Genomic DNA, 18,822 nt, shown 5'->3' on the forward strand with positions numbered 1-18,822 from the left:
TCCCAACGGTTTGGCCGCAAGGTCAAGCCATTCCCGGATGGGGCTGTAGCTCAGTTGGGAGAGCGCTTGAATGGCATTCAAGAGGTCAGGGGTTCGATTCCCCTCAGCTCCACCAAATCTTTAGGACCGTTGTTCCCAACGGTTTGGTCGTAAGACCAAGCCATTCCCGGATGGGGCTGTAGCTCAGTTGGGAGAGCGCTTGAATGGCATTCAAGAGGTCAGGGGTTCGATTCCCCTCAGCTCCACCAAAAGAAAAAAGCCCCGGCAGAAACGCCGGGGTTTTTCTTTGCCTGTCCCCCTTTTCCTTTCGCCGGCTGGAAGCTCCTGGACGCGCGATCGCCCCAGCGGCATCTCATTGCATCCTTCCCCTCTCGCGGTGTCTCGAGGACGACACCACTCCTCGGGACACGATCGCGCAAACTGAACCGAAGGGGCCTGAAAGGCGTTAAACTGGTCATTTCAGACGCCGATGAAGGCATCAAATCCGCCGTTTCCAAGGAAATTTTGCGCCACTTGGCAGCGCTGTCGAGTCCATTTCATGCGGACCATCTTTTATGCCGGCAAAAACGCTCGGCGCGTCGTGGCCGCCTTTATCGGAACGGCTTTCGCCCAAAACGATGTCGCTTCGGCCCGGGCGCAGTGGCGTCAGGTGGCTGACCAACTGCGCCCCAAGGTCCCCAAGCTTGCCGCAAGCGACGTCTTGGCGTACATGACCTTCCCCAAGGAGCATCGGGCCAAAATCCACAGCACCAATCCCATCGAACGCCTCAACGGGGAGATCAAGCGCCGCACGGACGTCGTGGGGATCTTTCCCAACGAAGCCGCCATCACCCGTCTGATCGGGGCCATCTTGATGGAGCAAAATGGCGAATGGGCCGTCCAGCGTGCCCGCTATATGCCCCTGGAATCCGTCGCCCCCTTAGGCGATGATCCCCTCTCATGCTTGCCGCCCGTCACGGCGGCCTGATCACTCCGGCCCAACCTCCCGGAGAGCAAACAGTGATCGCCCTGTTACACTACGTCCGGGGACACGATCTGGAAGCTATACCGGCCTGCGCCAGGGGGATGTCCCGATCCTGCCGTGGTCAGCCCTTGAAGACGGATGGATCCGGCACACCCAGGGCAAAACGCAAGAGCCGGTCTGGATCCCGATTCACAGCGACCTTGCCGCCATCTTGTCCACGATCGAGCGGCGCGCGCCGACTATCGTCATCGGCCCGCGCGACGGCAAGCCCTATACGGGGGATGGGTTTCGGACCTTATTCTTCCGGCTGGTTCGCGCCCTGGAAGCACAAGGAAAGATCGGCCCTGGCCTGATCTTCCACGGCCTACGCCACCCGCCTTGCGGATGCCGGCGCCGACGACCGAACCATGGACTTGCTGGAAGCCAAGACGGGAGGCGAAAAGGAGTAAAACCGTCCGATGGTTTGGAAAATTTTCTAAAGGACTTTGGAAAATTAGGACATGAAAGCTGACCCAATCACTTCATAACCCCTTGAAAAATCTGGTGCCGGATACAGGAATCGAACCCGTGACCTTCTGATTACAAATCAGCTGCTCTACCAGCTGAGCTAATCCGGCGCCCTGGGGGACAGGTGCTTCTTCATACGAGGTGTGAAGGCCTCTGGCAAGAAGACTGTCAGGCAAAAAGCAGCGGCGGCGCGACCTGGGGGGTCAGGCGGCCACCGGGTAGGCCAAAGGGAAGGCCCGCGCCACCACGCCGCCATGGGTCAGCGCCTGGGCCCGGGGGCTGAGGGGAAGAGCCTGGACCCGGGGGGCCGACTCGTTGGGCATGGTAATCCCGAACTCGGCGGCCAGCCGGAAGCCAAACCGCTGGTAATAGACCGGATCCCCGACCAGCACGATGATGTCCACACCCTGCCGCGTCGCCTCCTGGATCGCCAGATGCATCAGCCGCCCACCAATGCCGGTCGCTTTCAAGCTGGGCTCCACGGCGATGGGCCCCAGCAAAACCGCCGTCATGCCTTGGGCCGCACCCTCAGCAAGCGCGATGGGCCAGTGCCGCACAGTGCCCAGCACCCGGCCGTCCTCGACCGCCGTGAAGCACAGGCTGGGCAAGGGCGCGATCTCGTCCCGATACCGATACGAAGTTTTCAGCCACCGATCCGGCCCAAAGGCCCGATCCAGCAGATCCTCAATCACCAGCGCATCAGCAGCAGTTTCGACTTGAAGGGTCATCATGGCCGTTCTCCCGGCAAAAGGGCAATGTGGGGCACCTTTTTCCTGGCGCGCCACCCCTCGGGAGAAACAGACAAAGGGATGAAAAATCCCGGTCTTGATCCTCAGGTCCGATCCTCAGGCGACGCTGCGCAGCCGCGCCACAGCGCGGAAGCCAGTTCGTCGTCGGTTGCTGATCTGGACCATTTCATCCCCATTTGGGTCAGGAGACAAACACACGAGCCACGTATCTTCCTTCCTCAGAGGACCCTGTTTCCAGGGCTCCCGAAGGAAGTGGCGGAGAGGGTGGGATTCGAACCCACGGTGACATCGCTGCCACAACGGTTTTCGAGACCGCCCCGATCGACCACTCCGGCACCTCTCCGCTGGCTTGGCTCGGGGAGCGCCTATTTACGGAATTCCCCGGGGGCCCGCAAGCCCTTTTTTCACAAGACCTCATTTTTTTCATGCGATGCCGTTGCTCCAAGATCGGGCCGGGGCTACCGTCCCTCTCCCGCCGTTCTCTTGCCGAGCCCCGCCATGACCGCTCCCTCCGTTTGGGCCCTTACCACCGGCGAAGCCGGCAATATCAGTCAGGCCCATGGCTTGGCCGCCGCTTTGGGCCGCCCCTGGGTTGCCCGGGTGGGGCATATTCCGGCGCCCTGGCGCTGGCTGCCCTCGCCGTGGGGCGCGCGGGCCGGCCTGAAGCGGGTCCTGGGGCCGGGCTCGGATTCCCTGGCCCCACCGTGGCCCGCGATGATCATCGCCTGCGGCCGCCGCGCCGCCACCTTGTCCCTTGCGGTGCGCGCGGCGGCTGGGCCAGACCGGCCGGTACTGATCCAACTTTTGGACCCCCAGGTCTCGCCCCGCCATTTCGATCTGGTCATCGCCCCCGAGCACGATGGGCTGCGCGGCCCCAATGTGCTCACCACCTTGGGCGCTTTGCACCGCCTGACCCCGGCCCGGCTGGCCGAGGGCGCCCGGGTCTGGGCCGAGCGGTTTGCCGCCCTGCCCTCGCCGCGCGTCGCCGTCCTGATCGGCGGGGCCAGCGGCGCCTACCGCTTTGGCCCCGAGGACGCCGACCGGCTGGCCAGCCAGTTAGCCGCCTTAGCCGCCGAGGGTGTGGGCCTGATGGTCACGCTGTCACGTCGCACCGGCGCCGCCAACGCCGCTCGGCTGCGCGCCGCCCTCGCCCCTCTGGGCGCCTATGTTTGGGACGGCAGCGGCCCCAACCCCTACGACGGCATGCTCGCCCTGGCCGATGCCGTCATGGTGACCGAGGAAAGCGTCTCGATGCTGTCCGAAGCGTGCTTCACGGGCAAACCGGTGCTGGCCCTTCCCCTGCCCGGCGGATCGGCCCGCTTCGCCCGCTTCCACCACGCCCTTATCGAGCGCGGCCACGTCCGCCGTTTCACCGGCACCCTTGAGCTCTGGACACCTCCCGCCCCCCTCGATGAACCGAGCCGCCTCGCCGAGGAACTGAACCGGCGGTTTCCGGGGGGAGGCAACGCGGGGCTGCCGCCCCCACCAGCACCTATCCTCCCCCCGGGCAACGCGCTACGCTGAGAGTTTCCTTGGTCTCGGCGAGGGTATTCTGGATGACGACGCCTTCCTCCCCTTCCGCGTTTTCCTTGCGGGCCCTGTGGGGACCGCAGCTTGTGGCTCACCCGGTGACCGCCGCCGGGCTGGGGCTGGCCCTGGTGGCGGTGGGTATTTTGCTTCTGAGCAGCCTGTGGGAGATCGTGATGGGCCGGGCGGGGCCAGCGCCGATCGCGGGGCTGATCGGCGGCGGGGCCGGGTTTGCCGCCACGGCGGTGGGGGCCTTGATCGGCATGGCCTTGCGCCGGCTCTCGACCCGGGTCGAGGATAGCCTGCTCGGCTTTGCTGCCGGGATGATGCTGGCGGCCAGCGCCTTTTCCCTGCTGCTGCCCGGTCTGGCGGCGGGCGAGAGCCTGACGGGCAATGGCTGGCTGGGGGCCTTGGTGGTGGTGGTGGGCCTGGGCCTGGGCGCGGCGCTCATGCTGGGGCTCGACACCCTGACCCCGCACGAACACCCCGAAACCGGCCCCTGTGGCCCAGACTGCGAGCGCCTAAACCGGGTGTGGCTGTTTGTGCTGGCAATTGCCCTGCACAATCTGCCCGAGGGCATGGCGATTGGCGTTAGCTTTGCCGGGGGCGACCTCAAGGTTGGCATCCCCCTGACCACAGCCATCGCCCTTCAAGACATCCCGGAAGGCTTAGCGGTAGCGATGGCTCTGCGCTCGGCGGGGATCCGCCCGGGCCGGGCGGCGGCTCTGGCGGCGCTTACCGGACTGATGGAACCCCTGGGCGCCCTGCTGGGCATTGGCCTCTCGAGCGGCTTGGCCCTCGCTTACCCCATTGGCCTTGGCTTGGCGGCCGGAGCCATGATCTTTGTCGTCTCGCACGAAGTCATCCCAGAAACCCACCGCAACGGCCACCAAACCCCGGCCACCCTGGGCCTGATGGCCGGCTTCGCCCTGATGATGGTCCTCGACACCGTCCTCGGCTAACCCCTCCAGGACCGGAGGGGCTTAGGGAGGCCCGCCTCCCCAACCTTCCCTTCTTTATTAACCTCCAACGACGGCAAACACCCCACCATACGCCACAATCCCCGCCAATACCGCCGTGCCCAAATCCTTACGCCAGATCAACACCCCCACCGTGACCGCAGCCCCCACCCCGTAGGGCAAAAGCCGCCCGGCCTCGATCGCCTTCACAGCATCTGGCCCCACGGTGACCGCAGCCAAGGCGGCAATCAGAGACGGGCCAAGGGCTTTCAGGACCGGCGAGCCCTCAATCCAACGCGACAAGGCATCGCCCCGCGCCCCCAGCAAAAACGGCAACACCCGGGTGCCATACGTCGTGAGACCAATCACCCCGATGGCCAACAGCAAGGATCCCGCATCGTTCATCGCCGTCCTCCCCAGGCGGCCACCAGCACCCCGGCCAAGGCCCCGCCCAAAATCCCCCAAGCACTCTGGCCCATCAGGCCGAGCGGCAAGGCCACGACCAGTGCCGCCAGCATGGGCCGCAGCGTCGCCGCCGACAGGTTGGCCCAAGCGATGGCCAGGAACAGGGCCGGCAGAGCGAACCGACTGGCCTCGGCCGCCAGCGGCACGTGAGCGGCCAGCGCGTCGCCGAGATAGGCCCCCGTGGCCGTTCCCGCCACCCAGGCACCATAGGCCCCGAGCCCGAGACCCAGCAGCCATGGCGCGGCGAAGGGCTCCTCGCGATCTTGGGCGCGGGCCAGGGTCGAGGCGAAAACCTCGTCGGTCAGGGTGAAGGCATACAAGAACCGCAACGCGGCCAGCGGCGGCAGGCGGCTCATCAGGATGAGACCATAGAGAAGGTGGCGTAGGTTGAGGCCCGCGCACAAGGCGACGACCAGGGGCAACGGGGTGCCGCCGCCCAGGGTGCTGAGAATGAGGAACTGGCTGGCACCGGAATAGACCAGGACCGAAAGGAGAGTGACCAGCCAGGGGTCGAGGCCGAGAGCGCGGCCGGCGGTGCCGAAGGCGACGGCGACGGGGAAGTAGCCAATCATGATAGGGAGGGCGGCGCGCAGGCCGGCTCCCAGGGACGCGGCCATGAGAGGGCTCCTGAGAGGGGAAAGTTCTAGGATAAGGTGTTTTCAGGGCGTGAGGCAAGGCGTTGGGATGAGCTGCTGGGGCAGTTTATCCGTTAAATAATCGAAACGATCTACAAAAACCATCTAAATATTCGTTATCTTTCTGTATCGATTGAGCACTGTAATAGTAACTTTTCGAAATATTTCCTTATAACAAATTATTTTTCTGCGAAAAATAGAGGGGGCTGCCGCCCCCTTCCCCCCGCCTGGGAAGGCAAAGCCTCCCCAGACCCCTTTTAAACCCACCAAAGGAACCGAGGGGTCTGGGGAGGCCGCGCCTCCCCAGCCTTCTCTTTTCTCCCTTCCCACCATCCCCCTTGCACCCGGGGCGTAGAAAGCGCACATTAATGACTGATCAGTCAGTCACTAAAAGGACACCCACAATGACCGAGGCAAGCCCACGGCGCCGCCGCAAGGAAGCCCGCCCGGCGGAGGTCCTGGAAGCGGCCCTCGAGACCTTCGCCCGCAAGGGGTTCAGCGCCACGCGCATGGACGATGTCGCGGCACGGGCCGGGATCGCTAAGGGCACCATCTACCTCTACTACCCCTCGAAGGAGGCGCTGTTCGAAGCCGTGGTGCGCGAATACCTCGTGGAGAACATTGCCCGAGCCGAAGCTGCCCTGGCCCACCCCGCCCCCACTCACGCCGAGCGGCTACGCCGAGCGGTGGGGATCATGGGTCAGGTGATCCTGGACCCCCGGCGCGCCGCGCTGCCCAAGCTGGTGCTGGCCGATGGCGGCATGTTCCCCGAGATCGCGCGCTTTTATCGGCGCGAGGTGGTGGGGCGGGGCCTGGGGCTGCTGGCGGGCATCGTGCGCGCTGGGATCGCAGCGGGGGAGTTCCGGCCGGTGGATCCCGAGGCGGCGGTGCGGCTGTTTGTCTCGCCCATCCTGATCACCGCCCTTTGGCAGATCACCTTCAGCCCGGTGGAAGAGCACTCCATGCCGCCGGAAACGCTGTTGGCCCTACACGCCGACTTGTTCCTACGCGGCCTGTGCGTGTCCCCCCCGGAAGGAGACCGGTGATGACCCCTCGCTCCCAACTCTGGTTTGTCCTAGCGGTGCTCGGGCTGGCCGGCTGCGACCCCGCTCCCGCACCATCCTCGGCCCACGGCTACGTGGAAGGCGACATGGTCCATCTGGCGGCCCCGGCCGGGGGATGGCTGGAGCAGTTGGCGGTGGCCGAGGGCGAAACGGTGGCCCCGGGCGCCCTGCTGTTCCAACTCGATGCCACCCGCGAGCGCGCCGCCCTGGCCGAGGCCGAGGCCCGGGCCGATCAGGCCCGCCACACCCTCGCCGACCTGCGCACCGGCGAGCGGCCCGAGGCCCTGGCGGTGCTGGCCGCCCAGCGCGACGAAGCCGAGGCCGGCCAGACCCTAGCCCAGCGCGAATTGGCCCGCCAACAAGGGCTGGTGGGCAGCGGCGCCGCCTCGCGCACCCGGCTTGATCAAGCCCGAGCCGAGGCCGACGCCGCCCGAGCGCGGGTCGCCACCCTCACCGCCCGGCTGGCCGAAGCCCGCCTGCCGGCCCGCCCCGAAGCCCTGCAAGCCGCCGAGGCCACCCTGCGGGCCGCAGAAGCGGCGGTCGCCCAGGCGCGTTGGGCCTTAGCGCAACGCCAGATCACCAGCCCGGTGGCCGGGCGTATCGACGACACGGTGCGCCGGGTCGGGGAATGGGTGCCGGCCGGCGGCACGGTCATCGCCTTGCTGCCGCCCGAGGCGGTGCGGGTGGTGTTTTTCGTGCCCGAGGCCGAGCGCGCCCGCTTCACCCCAGGCACCCCCCTCGCGGTGCGCTGCGACGGCTGCCCCGCCCCAGTGCCGGCCCAGGTAGCGCGGATCGCCGCCGAGGCCGAATACACGCCCCCCGTCATCTACAGCCAGGAAACCCGAGCCAAGATGGTGTTTCGCGTCGAGGCCCGTTTCATAGAGTCCCCAGCCCTCGCCCCCGGCCAGCCAGTCACCGTCGCCCCCGCCACCGGAGCGCCGGTGTCATGAGCGCGGCGGTCGCGGTCGAGGGCCTGACCAAGCGCTTTGGCCGGCGCACAGTGGTCGATAGCGTCAGTCTCACGGTGGCCGAGGGCGAGATCCACGGCTTCCTCGGCCCCAACGGCAGCGGCAAGACCACCACCTTGCGCATGCTGTGCGGCCTGCTGCGCCCGGATGGTGGGCGCGGCTCCTGCCTCGGCTTCGACATCGTGCGCGACAGTTGGGCCATCAAAAGCCGGGTCGGCTACATGACCCAGCGCTTCAGCCTCTACGAAGACCTGACCATCAAAGAAAACCTCGACTTCGTCGCCCGCCTGTATGGCCTCGATCGCCGACGCACGCGGGTCGAAAGCGCCCTGGAGCGCCTGGGCCTGGGCGAACGGCGAAACCAACTGGCCGGGACCCTATCAGGAGGCTGGAAACAGCGCCTCGCCCTCGCCGCCTGCATCCTCCACGCCCCCAAGCTGCTGCTGCTCGACGAGCCCACCGCCGGCGTCGATCCCAAGGCCCGGCGCGCCTTTTGGGACGAAATCCACCGGCTCGCCGCCGAGGGCATGACCGTCTTGGTCAGCACCCACTACATGGACGAAGCCGAGCGCTGCCATCGCATCGCCTACATGGCCTACGGCCGCCTGCTGGCGAACGGCTCCGTCGCCGCCGTCATCAAGAGCGCCGGCCTCGCCACCTGGCACCTGGAAGGCCCGCCCGAGCCCCTCAACGCCCTGGCCCGCACCCTGGAAACCCAGCCCAACGTCGCCAGGATTACCCCGTTCGGCGCCACCTTGCACGTCAGCGGCCCCAATGCCGCCGCCCTCGAAGCCCTGCTCCGCCCCCTTCTGGCCTCGGGACCCATCACAGGACGGCGCGACCAGCCCAGTTTGGAGGACGCCTTCATCCACCTCATGGACGGCGCCCCCGACCCCTTCGGCCCCGGAGGACCGTCATGACCCACGCCCCCCTATCGTTCGGTCGCCTGTGGGCGGTGCTGCTCAAAGAATTCATCCAGATGAAGCGCGACCGCCTGACCTTCGCCATGATGATCGGCATCCCGGTCATGCAATTGTTTCTGTTCGGCTACGCCATCAACACCGACCCCAAGCACCTGCCCACCGCCCTCCTCGTCCGCGATAACAGCGCCTTCGCCCGGGCCATCGTCAGCGGCCTCGAAACCAGCGGCTATTTCCGCATCACCGCCCACCCCAGCGACCCAGCCACCCTCGATCGCCTCCTGGCCCAGGGCACCGTCCAATTCGGACTGGAGATCCCCCCCGACTTCTCCCGCAAGCTCCTGCGCGGCGAGCGGCCCGCCCTCCTCATGATGGCCGACGCCACCGACCCCGCCGCCACCGGCAACGCCCTCAACGCCATGGACCGTATCACCACCAGCGCCCTCGCCCCCCTCCTGCAAGGCAGTCTCGCCCCCCTCGCCCCCACCCCCAGCGCCGCCGACGTCCGCCTCCAGCGCCGCTATAACCCGGAAGGCCTCAGCCACTACAACGTCGTGCCCGGGTTGGTCGGCACCATCCTCACCATGACCATGATCATCATGACCTCCCTCGCCGTCACCCGCGAACAAGAACGCGGCACCATGGAAACCCTCCTGGCCATGCCCGTTCACCCCCTGGAAGTCATGCTCGGCAAACTCGCCCCGTTCATCCTGGTCGGCGCCCTCCAAGTCATCGTCATCCTTCTCGCCGCCCGCCTACTATTCCAAGTCCCCATGCTCGGCCCCGCCCCCGTCCTCGCCCTCGGACTCCTCATCTTCATTACCGCCAACCTCGCCGTTGGCTTCCTGTTCTCCACCCTGGCCCGGACCCAACTCCAGGCCATGCAAATGAGCTTCTTCTTCTTCCTCCCCTCCATCCTCATGTCCGGCTTCATGTTCCCCTTTCGCGGCATGCCCATCTGGGCCCAAGCCCTCGGCGAAATCCTCCCCCTCACCCACTTCCTGCGCATCGTGCGCGGCGTCATGCTCAAAGGAACCGGCCTCGCCGAAGCCTGGCCCGACCTCTGGCCCCTCCTCCTCTTCCTCCTCGCCGTCTCCACCCTCGCGGTCAAACGCTACCGCCGGACTTTGGATTAGGGGGGGGACAGGGGAAGGAAGGGGAAGGTAAGGGAAGAAAGAAAGGCTGGGGAGGCGCGGCCTCCCCAGACCCCTCCCTTCCTTTAAGAAGGGGGGGAGATTCGTTGCGTTTGGTTCTTTGAGAATAAGAGGAAGAAAAGTCTCTTCAAGAGCTGATTCAGCGGCACGCTGTGCGTGAATTTCAGCCGAGGAGAAGGAATTAATTCAATCCGCTTCCAATCGCGGAACGGCTTTAGCCTTACCCCCTTTTAACGTGCTGTCAAGATTGAGAAGTTTGGGGCTTTTTCCACGGGGTGACGCGCAGGCCGGGTGATGGCTCTTCCTAGAGATCCGCAAAACGACCGAACACAGGGGTTTTTCTCTTTAATTTCAATAAGTTTCCGATTTTCCACGGGGTCCCCCTCCCAAACAACAACCAAAGACTTAATTAGCCTATAAAAACACGCAAAAAAAACCACCAACCCGCCCCTGCTCCTATACTCCCCCCCATATCCACAAGACCAAAGAGCCCGAGGGGTCTGGGGAGGCCGCGCCTCCCCAGCCTTGCCTTTATCCCTTCTCTCCCTCTTCCCTTCCCCTTCCACCCCCCCCACCCGTCAGGCGGCGTGTTCCTGGGTGGAGGTCCGCACCACTTCGACCAGAACCTCACGCAGGGCTTCGACGCTGACGGAGACCTGGGTCATGAGGTCGCGCATGGACTGGGCGCGTTCGCCGGTGAGGCCGGCTTCGGCCGAGACCTGGGCGATGCGGTGGGCCATGTCTTCGGCGGCTCGGGCGGCGTCGCCGACGGTGCGGGCGATTTCGCCGGTCGCGGCACTTTGTTCTTCGATGGCGGCGGCGACGGTGGTGGAGACGTTTTCGACGGCTTGGATGGCGTCGGTGATACCGAGGACGGCGCGCACGGCGTCGTTGGTGGTGGCGCGGACGGCTTCGATTTGGGTGGCGATATTTTCGGTGGCTTGGGCGGTTTGCTGGGCGAGGGATTTGACTTCGCCGGCGACGACGGAGAATCCCTTGCCGGCCTCGCCGGCCCGTGCGGCTTCGATGGTAGCGTTGAGGGCGAGGAGGTTGGTTTGGGTAGCGATTTGGTGGATGAGACTGCTGAAGGCGTCGATGCGGGCGACGGCGTCGGTGAGGGAGGCCAAGGTGGCGCGGGCGCGTTCGGTAGCACCGACGGCGATGATGGTCGCTTCGCGCGCGGCGACCATTTGCGAGCCGATTTCGTTGATGGAGGCGTTGAGTTGTTCTGAGGCGGCGGCGACGGTGTGGGAGCTTTCCAGGGCGTTGGCGGCGGCTTGGGCGACGGAGCGGCTGTTGGCGCTGACGGTATCGGCGGAGGAGGCGACATCGTGGGTGGTGGCGGCCATGGTGGCGGCGAGACGGGCCACCTGATCGACGGCGGCGCCGCTTTCGCTTTCGACGGTGCGGGCCATGGCGGTGAGGGCGCCTTGTTTTTCGCGCTCGGCCTGCTGGCGGTGTTTTTCTTGGGCGGCGCGCAGGGCTTCGCGCTCTTGGGCATTGACTTTGAAGACGTGGAGGGCTCGGGCCATGTCGCCAAGTTCATCGTTTCGTTCCCGACCGAGGACCGGGGTACTGAGGTCGCCGCGGGCGAGACGGGTCATGGCTTCGGTCATGCCGACCACGGGGCGGATGACGCGAGCGAGGAGACCCCACAAGGCGACGGCGAGGCCGGCCAGCATTGCCGCCGAGACGCTCCAGATGAGGGTCATGAAGAGGGATTCGCGCTGGGCGGCGTCGGCTTCGGTAGCGCTGTTCCAGGCGTTGGCGGTGACGACAAGGCGATCGACTTCTTGCCGGTGCTGCCCGTAGAGGGCGCTCACGCGCTGGTAGGCGGCTTCGGCGGCTTGGCGATCGCCCCGGCGCAGGGCGGGCAGGAAGGACCGCTCCACCTCGGTGAAGAGGGCGGCGGCGGGGGCGTAGGCGTCACGGGTGATGCCATCCTTTACCCCTTGTTCGAGGGCGGCGCCTTCCCAGAAGGCATGGCGGGCTTCGAAGTCTGTTTTCAGCCGGGCGATGGCCTGAGCATGTCCCTCGACCGAGGACGGATCTTGCAAGGCCAAGGTCGCCTCAAGGTAGGTTTCGATGACATAGGCCGGCGGCGGTAAAATATCGGCCAGAAGATCTTTCCCTAAAACAATGCGCTCATACAACGGTCCCCGCACTTTTAACTCGCCGAGCCCGACCATTTCCAGACCAACGACAGCAATAACCGATAAAAAAAGCACGCCCGCCATCAGACGCACGACAAAGGAGAGGCGACCCCGCGACATTGGGCTGAATCCCGACCAAGAGAAAGGAAATAAGCTGCTAAAAATGTTCCTGAAGGAACGCCAGGGTGGAACCCTTCTCCTGGAAAGTCAACTCTATCTTCCCGTGGATTATTTTCCCAACTCTCTCCTGTAATACCCCTTCCTATTCTCTTCAGGAATGGAGGGGTCTGGGGAGGCTCGCTTCCCCAGCCTTCCCCCTGTAAAAAGCCTACCATTTAGGCATAAATCACGACAGCCCAATCTTTGTGCTGAAATGTCAAACGCCCTCCCCCCACCCCCCGGCATGATGCCCAGCACTTCAGCCGAGGGAGAAAGGGCCGATGACGGGGTTTAAGGTGATCGCGGGCGGCGAGCGGCACGTTTTTTCCGATCTGACCACCGTGATGGCGGCGGCCTCGCCCCGGCGCTCGGGCGATGAGCTGGCCGGCATCGCCGCTGCCTCGGATGCGCAGCGAGTGGCGGCGCGCCGCGTGCTGGCCGACCTGCCCTTACGGATTTTCCTCGACCAGCCGCTGATTCCCTACGAGACCGACGAGGTCACCCGGCTGATCCTCGACACCCACGACCGCGCCGCTTTCGCCCCGGTCGCCTCGATGACCGTGGGCGAGTTCCGCGACTGGCTGCTGTCCTACGCCGCGACGCCCGAGGCCTTGCGCGCCCTGGCCCCAGGCCTGACCCCGGAAATGGTCGCCGCCGCCTCTAAGCTGATGCGCAACGTCGATCTGGTGAGCGTGGCCGCCAAGACGCGGGTGGTCACAGCCTTTCGCACCACCTTGGGCCTGCCGGGGCGCCTGGGCTCGCGCTTGCAGCCCAACCACCCGACCGACGACCCGATCGGCATTGCCGGCTCGACCTTGGACGGCCTGCTCTATGGCATCGGCGATGCGGTGATCGGCATCAACCCGGCCACCGACAACGTGGGCGCCTGCATCACCTTGTTGGCGATGCTCGACGAGTTGCGCGAGCGCTACGCCATCCCGACCCAGACCTGTGTGCTGACCCACGTCACCAACAGCCTGGAGGCCATCGAGCGCGGCGCTCCGGTCGATCTGGTGTTTCAGAGCATTGCCGGCACCGAGGCCGCCAACCGGAGCTTTGGCGTGAGCTTGTCCTTACTGGCCGAGGCCCACGAGGCGGCCCAAGCGCTCAAGCGCGGCACGGTGGGCCAAAACGTCATGTATTTCGAGACCGGCCAGGGGGCCGCCCTCTCGGCCGACGCGCACCACGGCCTCGACCAGCAAACGGTGGAGGCCCGAGCCTACGGCGTGGCGCGTGCCTTCTCGCCTCTGCTGGTCAACACGGTGGTCGGCTTCATTGGGCCGGAATACTTATTCGACGCCAAGCAAATCATCCGCGCCGGCCTGGAAGATCATTTCTGCGGCAAGCTGCTGGGCGTGCCGATGGGGGTGGATGTTTGTTACACCAACCACGCCGAAGCCGACCAGGATGACATGGATATCCTGATGATGACGCTCGGCAATGCCGGTGTCACCTTCCTGATCGCCATCCCCGGGGCCGACGACATCATGCTCAACTACCAAAGCTTGAGCTATCACGATGTCTTGACCCTGCGTCACCTCTTGGATAAGCGCCCCGCCCCCGAGTTCGAGGACTGGCTGGCCCGCATGGGCCTGCTCGATGCCTCGGGCCGCCTGCCTCCCCCGGCCCCCGATGCCGCCCCGGTTCGGCGCCTGCTGGCCCAAGGAGCCTGACGATGACCCACCCGCCCTCGCCGCCCGCCGCCCGCCCGGATCCCTTCGCCCGCTTTCGCCCGGCCACCCGGGCGCGCATTGGCCTGGGCCGGGCCGGCGATGCCCTGCCGCTTGATGCCCTGCTCGACTTCCAGATGGCCCACGCCCTGGCCCGCGACGCCGTCCACGGCGCGGTAGACTGGGACGCCCTGGAAGCCGCCCTGCCCCAGGGGCCGCCCCAATAGGGCGCCTGCGGCGGCTGCGGTGCCATGCCCCCATAAGGAGCCTGCGGCGGTTGCGGCGCCGCGCCCCAATAGGGCGCCTGCGGCGGCTGCGGTGCCATGCCCCCATAGGGTGCCTGCGGCGGTTGCGGCGCCGCGCCCCAATAGGGCGCCTGCGGCGGCTGCGGTGCCATGCCCCCATAGGGTGCCTGCGGCGGTTGCGGCGCCGCGCCCCCATAGGGCGCCTGTGGCGGTTGCGGCGCCATGCCCCCATAGGGCGCCTGCGGCGGGATGCCGGCCCACGGCGCCATATACGGAATGCCAAACGGCCCCGGATGCGGGGCAAAGGCATGGAGCGGCGGATGGGGCGGCTGCGGCGGGGCGGCGGGGGCGTTGGGATCGGACGCGGTGTTTTCCGGGGCCGAAGTATCGGCCGTCCCCGAGGAATGGGACATGATCACCCTCCTTTGGGCGTGGTATCGGAGGCCGGAAGCTTGCTTACGCGGCCGGCGTTGGCGCGGACTCAGGAGCGGCCTTGGCAGCCGGTTTTCCTTTAGAGTCCATGACATAAAGGGCAGCGGCCCCCGTGGCGATCACGGCGGTCGTGGTCAGCAAGGGCCCACCGCGCAAGGTGGCGGCCACCACGGCGCCGAGACCTGTGGCGAGGCCGGTCTTGGCCGCGGTGCCGAGCACGCCGCGCACCGCCTGATCGCGGGTCAAGGTGCCGTCTTTCAGGCCGCGGGCATGCTCGGCCAAGGCCGCCGTGCCGCCGACCAAGGCGCCCAGGGCCCCGGCGCGCAGCAGGGTCTCGGCGAAGGCATACGTTCCCGGGACATAAGCATCGGGAACATGAACCGGGAAATGAGACATGGAGGTCTTCCCTCTCAGGGTGGGGTGTAGCGTGCTCCCGCGACTCAGGGGGCCCGCATGCGCAAGGTGGCAGCGATCAAGGGGCCGAGTTGGTCCTCCGGGACCGATAGACATTCCCGCCAAAAGGCCTCGGGAATCACCGCCGGGTCATAGGTCACGATGGCGGACTGAGCCGCAGAATTAAGGCGAACCGACTCGATCCCCACGAACGTTGACAGGTCCGTCAGGGAAAAACGCGCTTTTCCCTGGTCGCGCCCCGCCACAACGCCCAGGGCTCCCAGCCCGATTTTCAGGCGAACCCGGCCCAAAATGTGATGGGCAATGGTTACATGGGACCGCAAGGATACCATAAGGGATGTAAGATCCTCAAGTCGGGAGGCGGTATCGGACGACGGCATCAAGACCCTCAATGTGCTGTTGCAGTTGCCAGGGTAGAGGGGGGGGAGTCTCGGGACAAGCCTTACGGCGCCGAAACGTGATCCCATAATAACCCATTTGTCCTGTCGGAATAAGGGGGCGCGAGCCAATTTCCTAGAGATAAAACCGTTAGTTAGCGGCCGCCTTGGATTGACATGAGAATGAGGAGCGTCCTCGCATTGAGTGTTGCGAATGACAACGGCTATCAATACCCTAGGAAACCAAGGGCCTCCCCGGGAAACGTTCCCCCGGTCCTTTGGAGTCCCAAACGCGGAACAGGCGGTCGATGGCCAGAGCGGTTATCGGCCCGGTTCCCCGGTCGAGGAAAGATGATCCGATGCTGCCAACCTCCCAGGATCCGCTGCGGATAACCCGTGAGAGCCTGTTCGATGACACCGAGGCGGCGGAAAGCCTGCTGCACGCCCTGCGCTGGCCGCGTGGTCGCGCGTTGTGCCCCCATTGCGGGTTCCGGCACAGCTATCGCCTGACCAACGAACGCACCGGTGCCATCCGCTTTAAATGCGCGCGCTGCCGCAAACAGTACTCGGCGCGGCGCGGAACGGTTCTCGAGCGCTCCAATGTGGCGACGGGTCGCTGGATCGTGGCGCTGTGGCTGGCCTTGAGTGCGCCGGGGGTGGGGCTGGCCGGGCGCATCCAACGCGCGACAGGCGTCAGTCACAAGACGGCCTGGGCCATCGTCAACCGCATTGGTGACCACCCGGAGGATCCGGTTTTCACCGCGTTGCGGCGGGAAACGGAGCGCGGCGCTTTGGTCATGGATGCCTTGCTGATCGGCGACGCCGAGACCGCATCACCGGCGCTGCCCCGCCGCCGGGTTCTGCTGGCGCAGGCCGCCTTGCTGGAGAGCACGCCATGAGCCAAACTCCCTTGCGGGCGGTAGCCTCCCCCGTCGCAGCGGCCGCCTCTCCCATCGCCGTGGCCAAGCCGACAAAGACCGCCAAGTCCGGCGGCATCAAGCAGGAACGGACCTGGGCCAAGAATGCCATGGTCGGGTCGCTGGGGGCCCTGGTTCTGACCGGCTTCATGCTCACCGGCGGCGGGCGGCGCGACAAGAGCACGCGGCTCGCCCACATTGTGGCTGGGGTGGCTTTGCTGGGAACGTCATACTGGCACACCACGCTCTATGGCCCGGGGGCCCAACGGCGGCCGGACAGTATTCCATGACCATGCTCCAGCCCTGGGCGTGGATCGACGCCGTGCGCGATCTTTTTGCCGTGAAGACTATCGGCGTTGTCTACCAGCCGCTGGTCGATCCGCGCACCGGCGTGGTGGTGGGGCACGAGGCGCTGGCCCGATTTCGCGACACGCAAGGCCGCGCCATCGCGCCGGATCGGGTGTTCGATGCCTTGCATGGGGCCGGGCCGGGGATTTTGTTCGCCGCCGAGGTGGCCCTCAAGCGCTTTCAGATCCGCTGTGCTCCCGCCGAGGGCCTGTTGTTCGTCAACTTCGACCCCTGTGCCCTGGCCGGTCTGGAGGCCGGCCGGGCCCAGCGGGTTCTTGATGATCTGCTGGCCTTGCGGCCGCGCGTGGTGGTGGAACTGATCGAAAACACCCACACCGCCCACGTCGATCTCGTGGAACGGACCACCCGGGATCTTCATGCCCGGGGCATCCCCCTGGCCCTTGACGACATTGGGGCGCCGGGGACTTTGCTGTCCTTGTATCAGATGTCGCTGGCTGGCTTTTTGAAGTTCGACCGCCAGTGGCTTCAGCACTGGGGGAAGGATCGTCCCTTGCTCGACAGCTTGCTGGCCTATGCCCAGGCCACCCGCAAGCGTACCGTCTTGGAGGGCGTGGAAACCGAAGAACAGCTAAAAATCGCCTGCGACAGCGGGTTTGACCTGATTCAAGGATTTTTGTTCCGCGAGCGCTTTTTGGGATTCGAGGGCCCGCTCAGTGCCTTGAGCCAGGGCCCTTCTTGCCTGCGCTCGGTGGCGGTCGCCTGAAGGAAGGGAAGGCTGGGGAGGCGCGACCTCCCCAGGCCCCTCACGTCTTCTTTTAAACGAGATCAAACGCCCGGCTGCGCACCGCGCGCAAGGGGCGGGGCGGGGCAAGGCCGGCCAACGCCGGATCGGGGTGGCGCACGGCGAGCCAAGCGGCGGCTCCCAGGGTCTCAATCGCCTCCTCGGGCAAAGAGGCGGCGCGGCCGTGGGCGCGTTCGCGCAGATAGGCCTCAGCCGGGCCCAGGATCAAGGCGCGCATGAGGTCGGCCGGCAGCACGCGGGTTTCGCCCGACGTATTAAGGCCACGCAAAATGCGTTCCTGGGCGAGACGGGCCTCCATCATCACGTCGATCAAGTCGGAGTTCTGGGCCGCAGTCGGGGCCAGGAATTCGCTTTGCATCATGAAACGGTGCAGGCGCTCGTTGTCGAGGGCCCAGCACACCATGCCGGTGACCATGGCGCGGACAATCTGTTCCGGGGTACCGTTGGCGGGCACGACACAGACCGCCGCCGCCCAAGACTTCAAGCCCTCGGCGCACAACGCGAGGGCGAGGCTCTCTTTGCCATCAAAGAAGTGATAAATGCTCCCGGTGCTGGCCTTCGACCGCGCCCGGATATCCGCGATCGACGTGCCGGCGAACCCCTGGGCCAAAAAACACTCCAGCGCCGCGTCAAGGATGATCTGCCGGGTATTGCTGCGAGCCATGAGGCTTTCCTTAAGACTTCTGTGACAAAATGATCGAGAATGGTCGAGAAGGCACCCTGCGGTCTAGAGTCGGACTCCAGGGAACCGAAGGCCACGAAGGAAAAGAACTGAATGCAAGATCAGGTTTGCAATCCGGGCCTTCCGGCCAGGGGATCAGGACCCTCCAGGGCGCGGCCCACCCCCTGGGCAGCCAAGGCCTCCAGGGCAGCGACGGCCTGTGTCACGGCGGCGAGAGCGTGTGCCACCTCAGGGTTGTCCTGACCCAGCCCGGTGTCCTGACAAAAACGGGCCAAGGACTCCGAGGTTTCGCGAAACTGGGTCGCGTGGTCGTCAAACGAGCGCGGCACCTTAAGGTAGACCCGATGGACGGTGCGCAAGTTTTCCATCAAAATTTTGATCACGCCGCGCACGAAGGGGTCAATGCCCTGGAGCTTGGCCCGCAACATTTCGGCCGGAATACACAAGACCACGCTGGGGTCACGAACGATGGCGGTCGCCATGCGCGGACTGCCGTCGATGACCGACATCTCGCCAAAGAGGCAGCCCCGGGTCATGGTGCCCAGGTGGATTTGCTGGCCGACCTCGTTGACGTGGTACAGGTCGATGGCTCCGCTTTCGACGATATAAGCCGCATCCCCCGGCGCTCCCTGAACGAACAGGGTCTCCCCTGCCAAGAAAGGTACCTTTTCCACCGCCTGAGCTCCCTGGACCGGGGCAACGACCACGACACACTTGTCGATTCGAAGAAAACGGCGGGGAAAAAAGAGA

The 18,822-nt window shown here is 65.7% G+C and carries 19 protein-coding genes, 4 tRNA genes and 1 pseudogene; 14 read left to right on the top strand and 10 right to left on the bottom strand.

Annotated elements, in window-relative coordinates; genetic code table 11:
* The first annotated feature begins 39 nt into the window (after positions 1-39).
* From RSPPHO_RS11750 to RSPPHO_RS11760, 3 genes and pseudogenes are all read left to right on the top strand, one after another.
* Positions 40-115, top strand: a tRNA-Ala gene (locus tag RSPPHO_RS11750).
* Positions 116-172: 57 nt separating this feature from the next.
* Positions 173-248: transfer RNA gene (locus tag RSPPHO_RS11755), tRNA-Ala, on the top strand.
* A gap of 166 nt (positions 249-414) precedes the next feature.
* Positions 415-967 (top strand): annotated as a pseudogene (locus tag RSPPHO_RS11760) (transposase); the annotation flags it as partial.
* Between the two features lie 538 nt (positions 968-1,505).
* Here the strand turns inward: RSPPHO_RS11760 and RSPPHO_RS11765 are convergent.
* The 3 genes from RSPPHO_RS11765 to RSPPHO_RS11775 form a co-directional block, all read right to left on the bottom strand.
* A tRNA-Thr gene (locus RSPPHO_RS11765) sits at positions 1,506-1,581 on the bottom strand.
* Positions 1,582-1,674: 93 nt separating this feature from the next.
* Positions 1,675-2,202 carry a GNAT family N-acetyltransferase gene (locus tag RSPPHO_RS11770; RefSeq protein WP_041795271.1) on the bottom strand — a complete coding sequence of 176 codons (528 nt, stop codon included), beginning with the start codon at positions 2,200-2,202 and terminating at the stop codon, positions 1,675-1,677.
* 271 nt (positions 2,203-2,473) lie between these two features.
* Positions 2,474-2,563, bottom strand: a tRNA-Ser gene (locus RSPPHO_RS11775).
* A 155-nt stretch (positions 2,564-2,718) separates the two neighbouring features.
* Between RSPPHO_RS11775 and RSPPHO_RS11780 the strand changes: the two genes are divergently transcribed.
* Positions 2,719-3,744 carry a mitochondrial fission ELM1 family protein gene (locus RSPPHO_RS11780; protein WP_069187548.1) on the top strand — a complete coding sequence of 342 codons (1,026 nt, stop codon included), beginning with the start codon at positions 2,719-2,721 and terminating at the stop codon, positions 3,742-3,744.
* A gap of 32 nt (positions 3,745-3,776) precedes the next feature.
* Positions 3,777-4,709: a ZIP family metal transporter gene (locus RSPPHO_RS11785; RefSeq protein ID WP_041795277.1), complete on the top strand. Its 933-nt coding sequence runs from the start codon at positions 3,777-3,779 to the stop codon at positions 4,707-4,709.
* 57 nt (positions 4,710-4,766) lie between these two features.
* Here RSPPHO_RS11785 and RSPPHO_RS17940 read toward each other — a convergent pair whose 3' ends face one another.
* Entirely contained in the window at positions 4,767-5,111 is a 345-nt protein-coding gene (locus RSPPHO_RS17940) for an AzlD domain-containing protein (RefSeq protein ID WP_014415458.1), read from the bottom strand.
* Positions 5,108-5,788, bottom strand: a complete 681-nt coding sequence (locus RSPPHO_RS11795) for an AzlC family ABC transporter permease (protein ID WP_014415459.1) — start codon at positions 5,786-5,788, stop codon at positions 5,108-5,110. The genes RSPPHO_RS17940 and RSPPHO_RS11795 overlap by 4 nt, the downstream gene beginning before the upstream one ends.
* A gap of 422 nt (positions 5,789-6,210) precedes the next feature.
* Here RSPPHO_RS11795 and RSPPHO_RS18375 point away from each other — a divergent pair, with 422 nt between their 5' ends.
* The 4 genes from RSPPHO_RS18375 to RSPPHO_RS11815 are packed head-to-tail and all read left to right on the top strand — an operon-like array spanning position 6,211 to position 9,894.
* Positions 6,211-6,852, top strand: a complete 642-nt coding sequence (locus tag RSPPHO_RS18375; protein WP_041795278.1) for a TetR/AcrR family transcriptional regulator — start codon at positions 6,211-6,213, stop codon at positions 6,850-6,852.
* On the top strand, positions 6,852-7,820 hold the full coding sequence (locus tag RSPPHO_RS11805; protein ID WP_041795280.1) for an HlyD family secretion protein: 969 nt from the start codon (positions 6,852-6,854) through the stop codon (positions 7,818-7,820). Before RSPPHO_RS18375 ends, RSPPHO_RS11805 begins: the two co-directional genes overlap by 1 nt.
* The gene (locus RSPPHO_RS11810; protein ID WP_041795282.1) at positions 7,817-8,758 is read left to right on the top strand and encodes an ABC transporter ATP-binding protein; all 942 of its coding nucleotides are present in this window, start codon (positions 7,817-7,819) and stop codon (positions 8,756-8,758) included. The genes RSPPHO_RS11805 and RSPPHO_RS11810 overlap by 4 nt, the downstream gene beginning before the upstream one ends.
* On the top strand, positions 8,755-9,894 hold the full coding sequence (locus RSPPHO_RS11815; RefSeq protein WP_041795284.1) for an ABC transporter permease: 1,140 nt from the start codon (positions 8,755-8,757) through the stop codon (positions 9,892-9,894). The genes RSPPHO_RS11810 and RSPPHO_RS11815 overlap by 4 nt, the downstream gene beginning before the upstream one ends.
* A 596-nt stretch (positions 9,895-10,490) precedes the next feature.
* On the opposite strand, the gene RSPPHO_RS11820 is transcribed toward RSPPHO_RS11815, so the two are convergent.
* A complete protein-coding gene (locus RSPPHO_RS11820; RefSeq protein WP_014415464.1) occupies positions 10,491-12,185 on the bottom strand; it encodes a methyl-accepting chemotaxis protein in 1,695 nt (564 codons plus the stop codon).
* A gap of 320 nt (positions 12,186-12,505) precedes the next feature.
* On the opposite strand from RSPPHO_RS11820, the gene RSPPHO_RS11825 reads away from it, so the two are divergent.
* Together RSPPHO_RS11825 and RSPPHO_RS11830 are read left to right on the top strand one after the other, a co-directional pair.
* Positions 12,506-13,897 (top strand): ethanolamine ammonia-lyase subunit EutB, encoded by a 1,392-nt coding sequence (locus RSPPHO_RS11825; protein WP_014415465.1) that lies wholly within the window; start codon positions 12,506-12,508, stop codon positions 13,895-13,897.
* A gap of 2 nt (positions 13,898-13,899) precedes the next feature.
* A complete protein-coding gene (locus RSPPHO_RS11830) occupies positions 13,900-14,121 on the top strand; it encodes an ethanolamine ammonia-lyase light chain EutC (RefSeq protein WP_041795286.1) in 222 nt (73 codons plus the stop codon).
* Positions 14,122-14,595: 474 nt separating this feature from the next.
* On the opposite strand, the gene RSPPHO_RS11835 is transcribed toward RSPPHO_RS11830, so the two are convergent.
* Both RSPPHO_RS11835 and RSPPHO_RS11840 read right to left on the bottom strand, forming a co-directional pair.
* Positions 14,596-14,967, bottom strand: a complete 372-nt coding sequence (locus RSPPHO_RS11835) for a magnetosome protein MamC family protein (RefSeq protein WP_051013856.1) — start codon at positions 14,965-14,967, stop codon at positions 14,596-14,598.
* Between the two features lie 44 nt (positions 14,968-15,011).
* Positions 15,012-15,365 (bottom strand): heavy-metal-associated domain-containing protein, encoded by a 354-nt coding sequence (locus tag RSPPHO_RS11840; RefSeq protein WP_069187549.1) that lies wholly within the window; start codon positions 15,363-15,365, stop codon positions 15,012-15,014.
* A 356-nt stretch (positions 15,366-15,721) separates the two neighbouring features.
* Here RSPPHO_RS11840 and RSPPHO_RS17945 point away from each other — a divergent pair, with 356 nt between their 5' ends.
* The 3 genes from RSPPHO_RS17945 to RSPPHO_RS11855 are packed head-to-tail and all read left to right on the top strand — an operon-like array spanning position 15,722 to position 17,351.
* Positions 15,722-16,261: a transposase gene (locus RSPPHO_RS17945; RefSeq protein WP_051013857.1), complete on the top strand. Its 540-nt coding sequence runs from the start codon at positions 15,722-15,724 to the stop codon at positions 16,259-16,261.
* The gene (locus tag RSPPHO_RS11850) at positions 16,258-16,569 is read left to right on the top strand and encodes a hypothetical protein (protein WP_014415469.1); all 312 of its coding nucleotides are present in this window, start codon (positions 16,258-16,260) and stop codon (positions 16,567-16,569) included. The genes RSPPHO_RS17945 and RSPPHO_RS11850 overlap by 4 nt, the downstream gene beginning before the upstream one ends.
* Positions 16,566-17,351 (top strand): EAL domain-containing protein, encoded by a 786-nt coding sequence (locus RSPPHO_RS11855; protein ID WP_014415470.1) that lies wholly within the window; start codon positions 16,566-16,568, stop codon positions 17,349-17,351. The genes RSPPHO_RS11850 and RSPPHO_RS11855 overlap by 4 nt, the downstream gene beginning before the upstream one ends.
* Positions 17,352-17,403: 52 nt before the next feature.
* Here RSPPHO_RS11855 and RSPPHO_RS11860 read toward each other — a convergent pair whose 3' ends face one another.
* Positions 17,404-18,054: a TetR/AcrR family transcriptional regulator gene (locus RSPPHO_RS11860; RefSeq protein ID WP_014415471.1), complete on the bottom strand. Its 651-nt coding sequence runs from the start codon at positions 18,052-18,054 to the stop codon at positions 17,404-17,406.
* A 119-nt stretch (positions 18,055-18,173) separates the two neighbouring features.
* Positions 18,174-18,746 (bottom strand): cyclic nucleotide-binding domain-containing protein, encoded by a 573-nt coding sequence (locus RSPPHO_RS11865; RefSeq protein ID WP_041795291.1) that lies wholly within the window; start codon positions 18,744-18,746, stop codon positions 18,174-18,176.
* Between the last annotated feature and the right edge of the window lie 76 nt (positions 18,747-18,822).

The organism is Pararhodospirillum photometricum DSM 122 (assembly GCF_000284415.1).
Lineage (GTDB): Bacteria > Pseudomonadota > Alphaproteobacteria > Rhodospirillales > Rhodospirillaceae > Pararhodospirillum > Pararhodospirillum photometricum.

Excerpts from the sequence above, each read along its gene's own strand:
- RSPPHO_RS11770 (WP_041795271.1), bottom strand. The coding sequence starts at position 2,202 with ATGATGACCCTTCAAGTCGAAACTGCTGCTGATGCGCTGGTGATTGAG.
- RSPPHO_RS11780 (WP_069187548.1), top strand. The coding sequence starts at position 2,719 with ATGACCGCTCCCTCCGTTTGGGCCCTTACCACCGGCGAAGCCGGCAAT.
- RSPPHO_RS11785 (WP_041795277.1), top strand. The coding sequence starts at position 3,777 with ATGACGACGCCTTCCTCCCCTTCCGCGTTTTCCTTGCGGGCCCTGTGG.
- RSPPHO_RS17940 (WP_014415458.1), bottom strand. The coding sequence starts at position 5,111 with ATGAACGATGCGGGATCCTTGCTGTTGGCCATCGGGGTGATTGGTCTC.
- RSPPHO_RS11795 (WP_014415459.1), bottom strand. The coding sequence starts at position 5,788 with ATGGCCGCGTCCCTGGGAGCCGGCCTGCGCGCCGCCCTCCCTATCATG.
- RSPPHO_RS18375 (WP_041795278.1), top strand. The coding sequence starts at position 6,211 with ATGACCGAGGCAAGCCCACGGCGCCGCCGCAAGGAAGCCCGCCCGGCG.
- RSPPHO_RS11805 (WP_041795280.1), top strand. The coding sequence starts at position 6,852 with ATGACCCCTCGCTCCCAACTCTGGTTTGTCCTAGCGGTGCTCGGGCTG.
- RSPPHO_RS11810 (WP_041795282.1), top strand. The coding sequence starts at position 7,817 with ATGAGCGCGGCGGTCGCGGTCGAGGGCCTGACCAAGCGCTTTGGCCGG.
- RSPPHO_RS11815 (WP_041795284.1), top strand. The coding sequence starts at position 8,755 with ATGACCCACGCCCCCCTATCGTTCGGTCGCCTGTGGGCGGTGCTGCTC.
- RSPPHO_RS11820 (WP_014415464.1), bottom strand. The coding sequence starts at position 12,185 with ATGTCGCGGGGTCGCCTCTCCTTTGTCGTGCGTCTGATGGCGGGCGTG.
- RSPPHO_RS11825 (WP_014415465.1), top strand. The coding sequence starts at position 12,506 with ATGACGGGGTTTAAGGTGATCGCGGGCGGCGAGCGGCACGTTTTTTCC.
- RSPPHO_RS11830 (WP_041795286.1), top strand. The coding sequence starts at position 13,900 with ATGACCCACCCGCCCTCGCCGCCCGCCGCCCGCCCGGATCCCTTCGCC.
- RSPPHO_RS11835 (WP_051013856.1), bottom strand. The coding sequence starts at position 14,967 with ATGTCTCATTTCCCGGTTCATGTTCCCGATGCTTATGTCCCGGGAACG.
- RSPPHO_RS11840 (WP_069187549.1), bottom strand. The coding sequence starts at position 15,365 with ATGCCGTCGTCCGATACCGCCTCCCGACTTGAGGATCTTACATCCCTT.
- RSPPHO_RS17945 (WP_051013857.1), top strand. The coding sequence starts at position 15,722 with ATGCTGCCAACCTCCCAGGATCCGCTGCGGATAACCCGTGAGAGCCTG.
- RSPPHO_RS11850 (WP_014415469.1), top strand. The coding sequence starts at position 16,258 with ATGAGCCAAACTCCCTTGCGGGCGGTAGCCTCCCCCGTCGCAGCGGCC.
- RSPPHO_RS11855 (WP_014415470.1), top strand. The coding sequence starts at position 16,566 with ATGACCATGCTCCAGCCCTGGGCGTGGATCGACGCCGTGCGCGATCTT.
- RSPPHO_RS11860 (WP_014415471.1), bottom strand. The coding sequence starts at position 18,054 with ATGGCTCGCAGCAATACCCGGCAGATCATCCTTGACGCGGCGCTGGAG.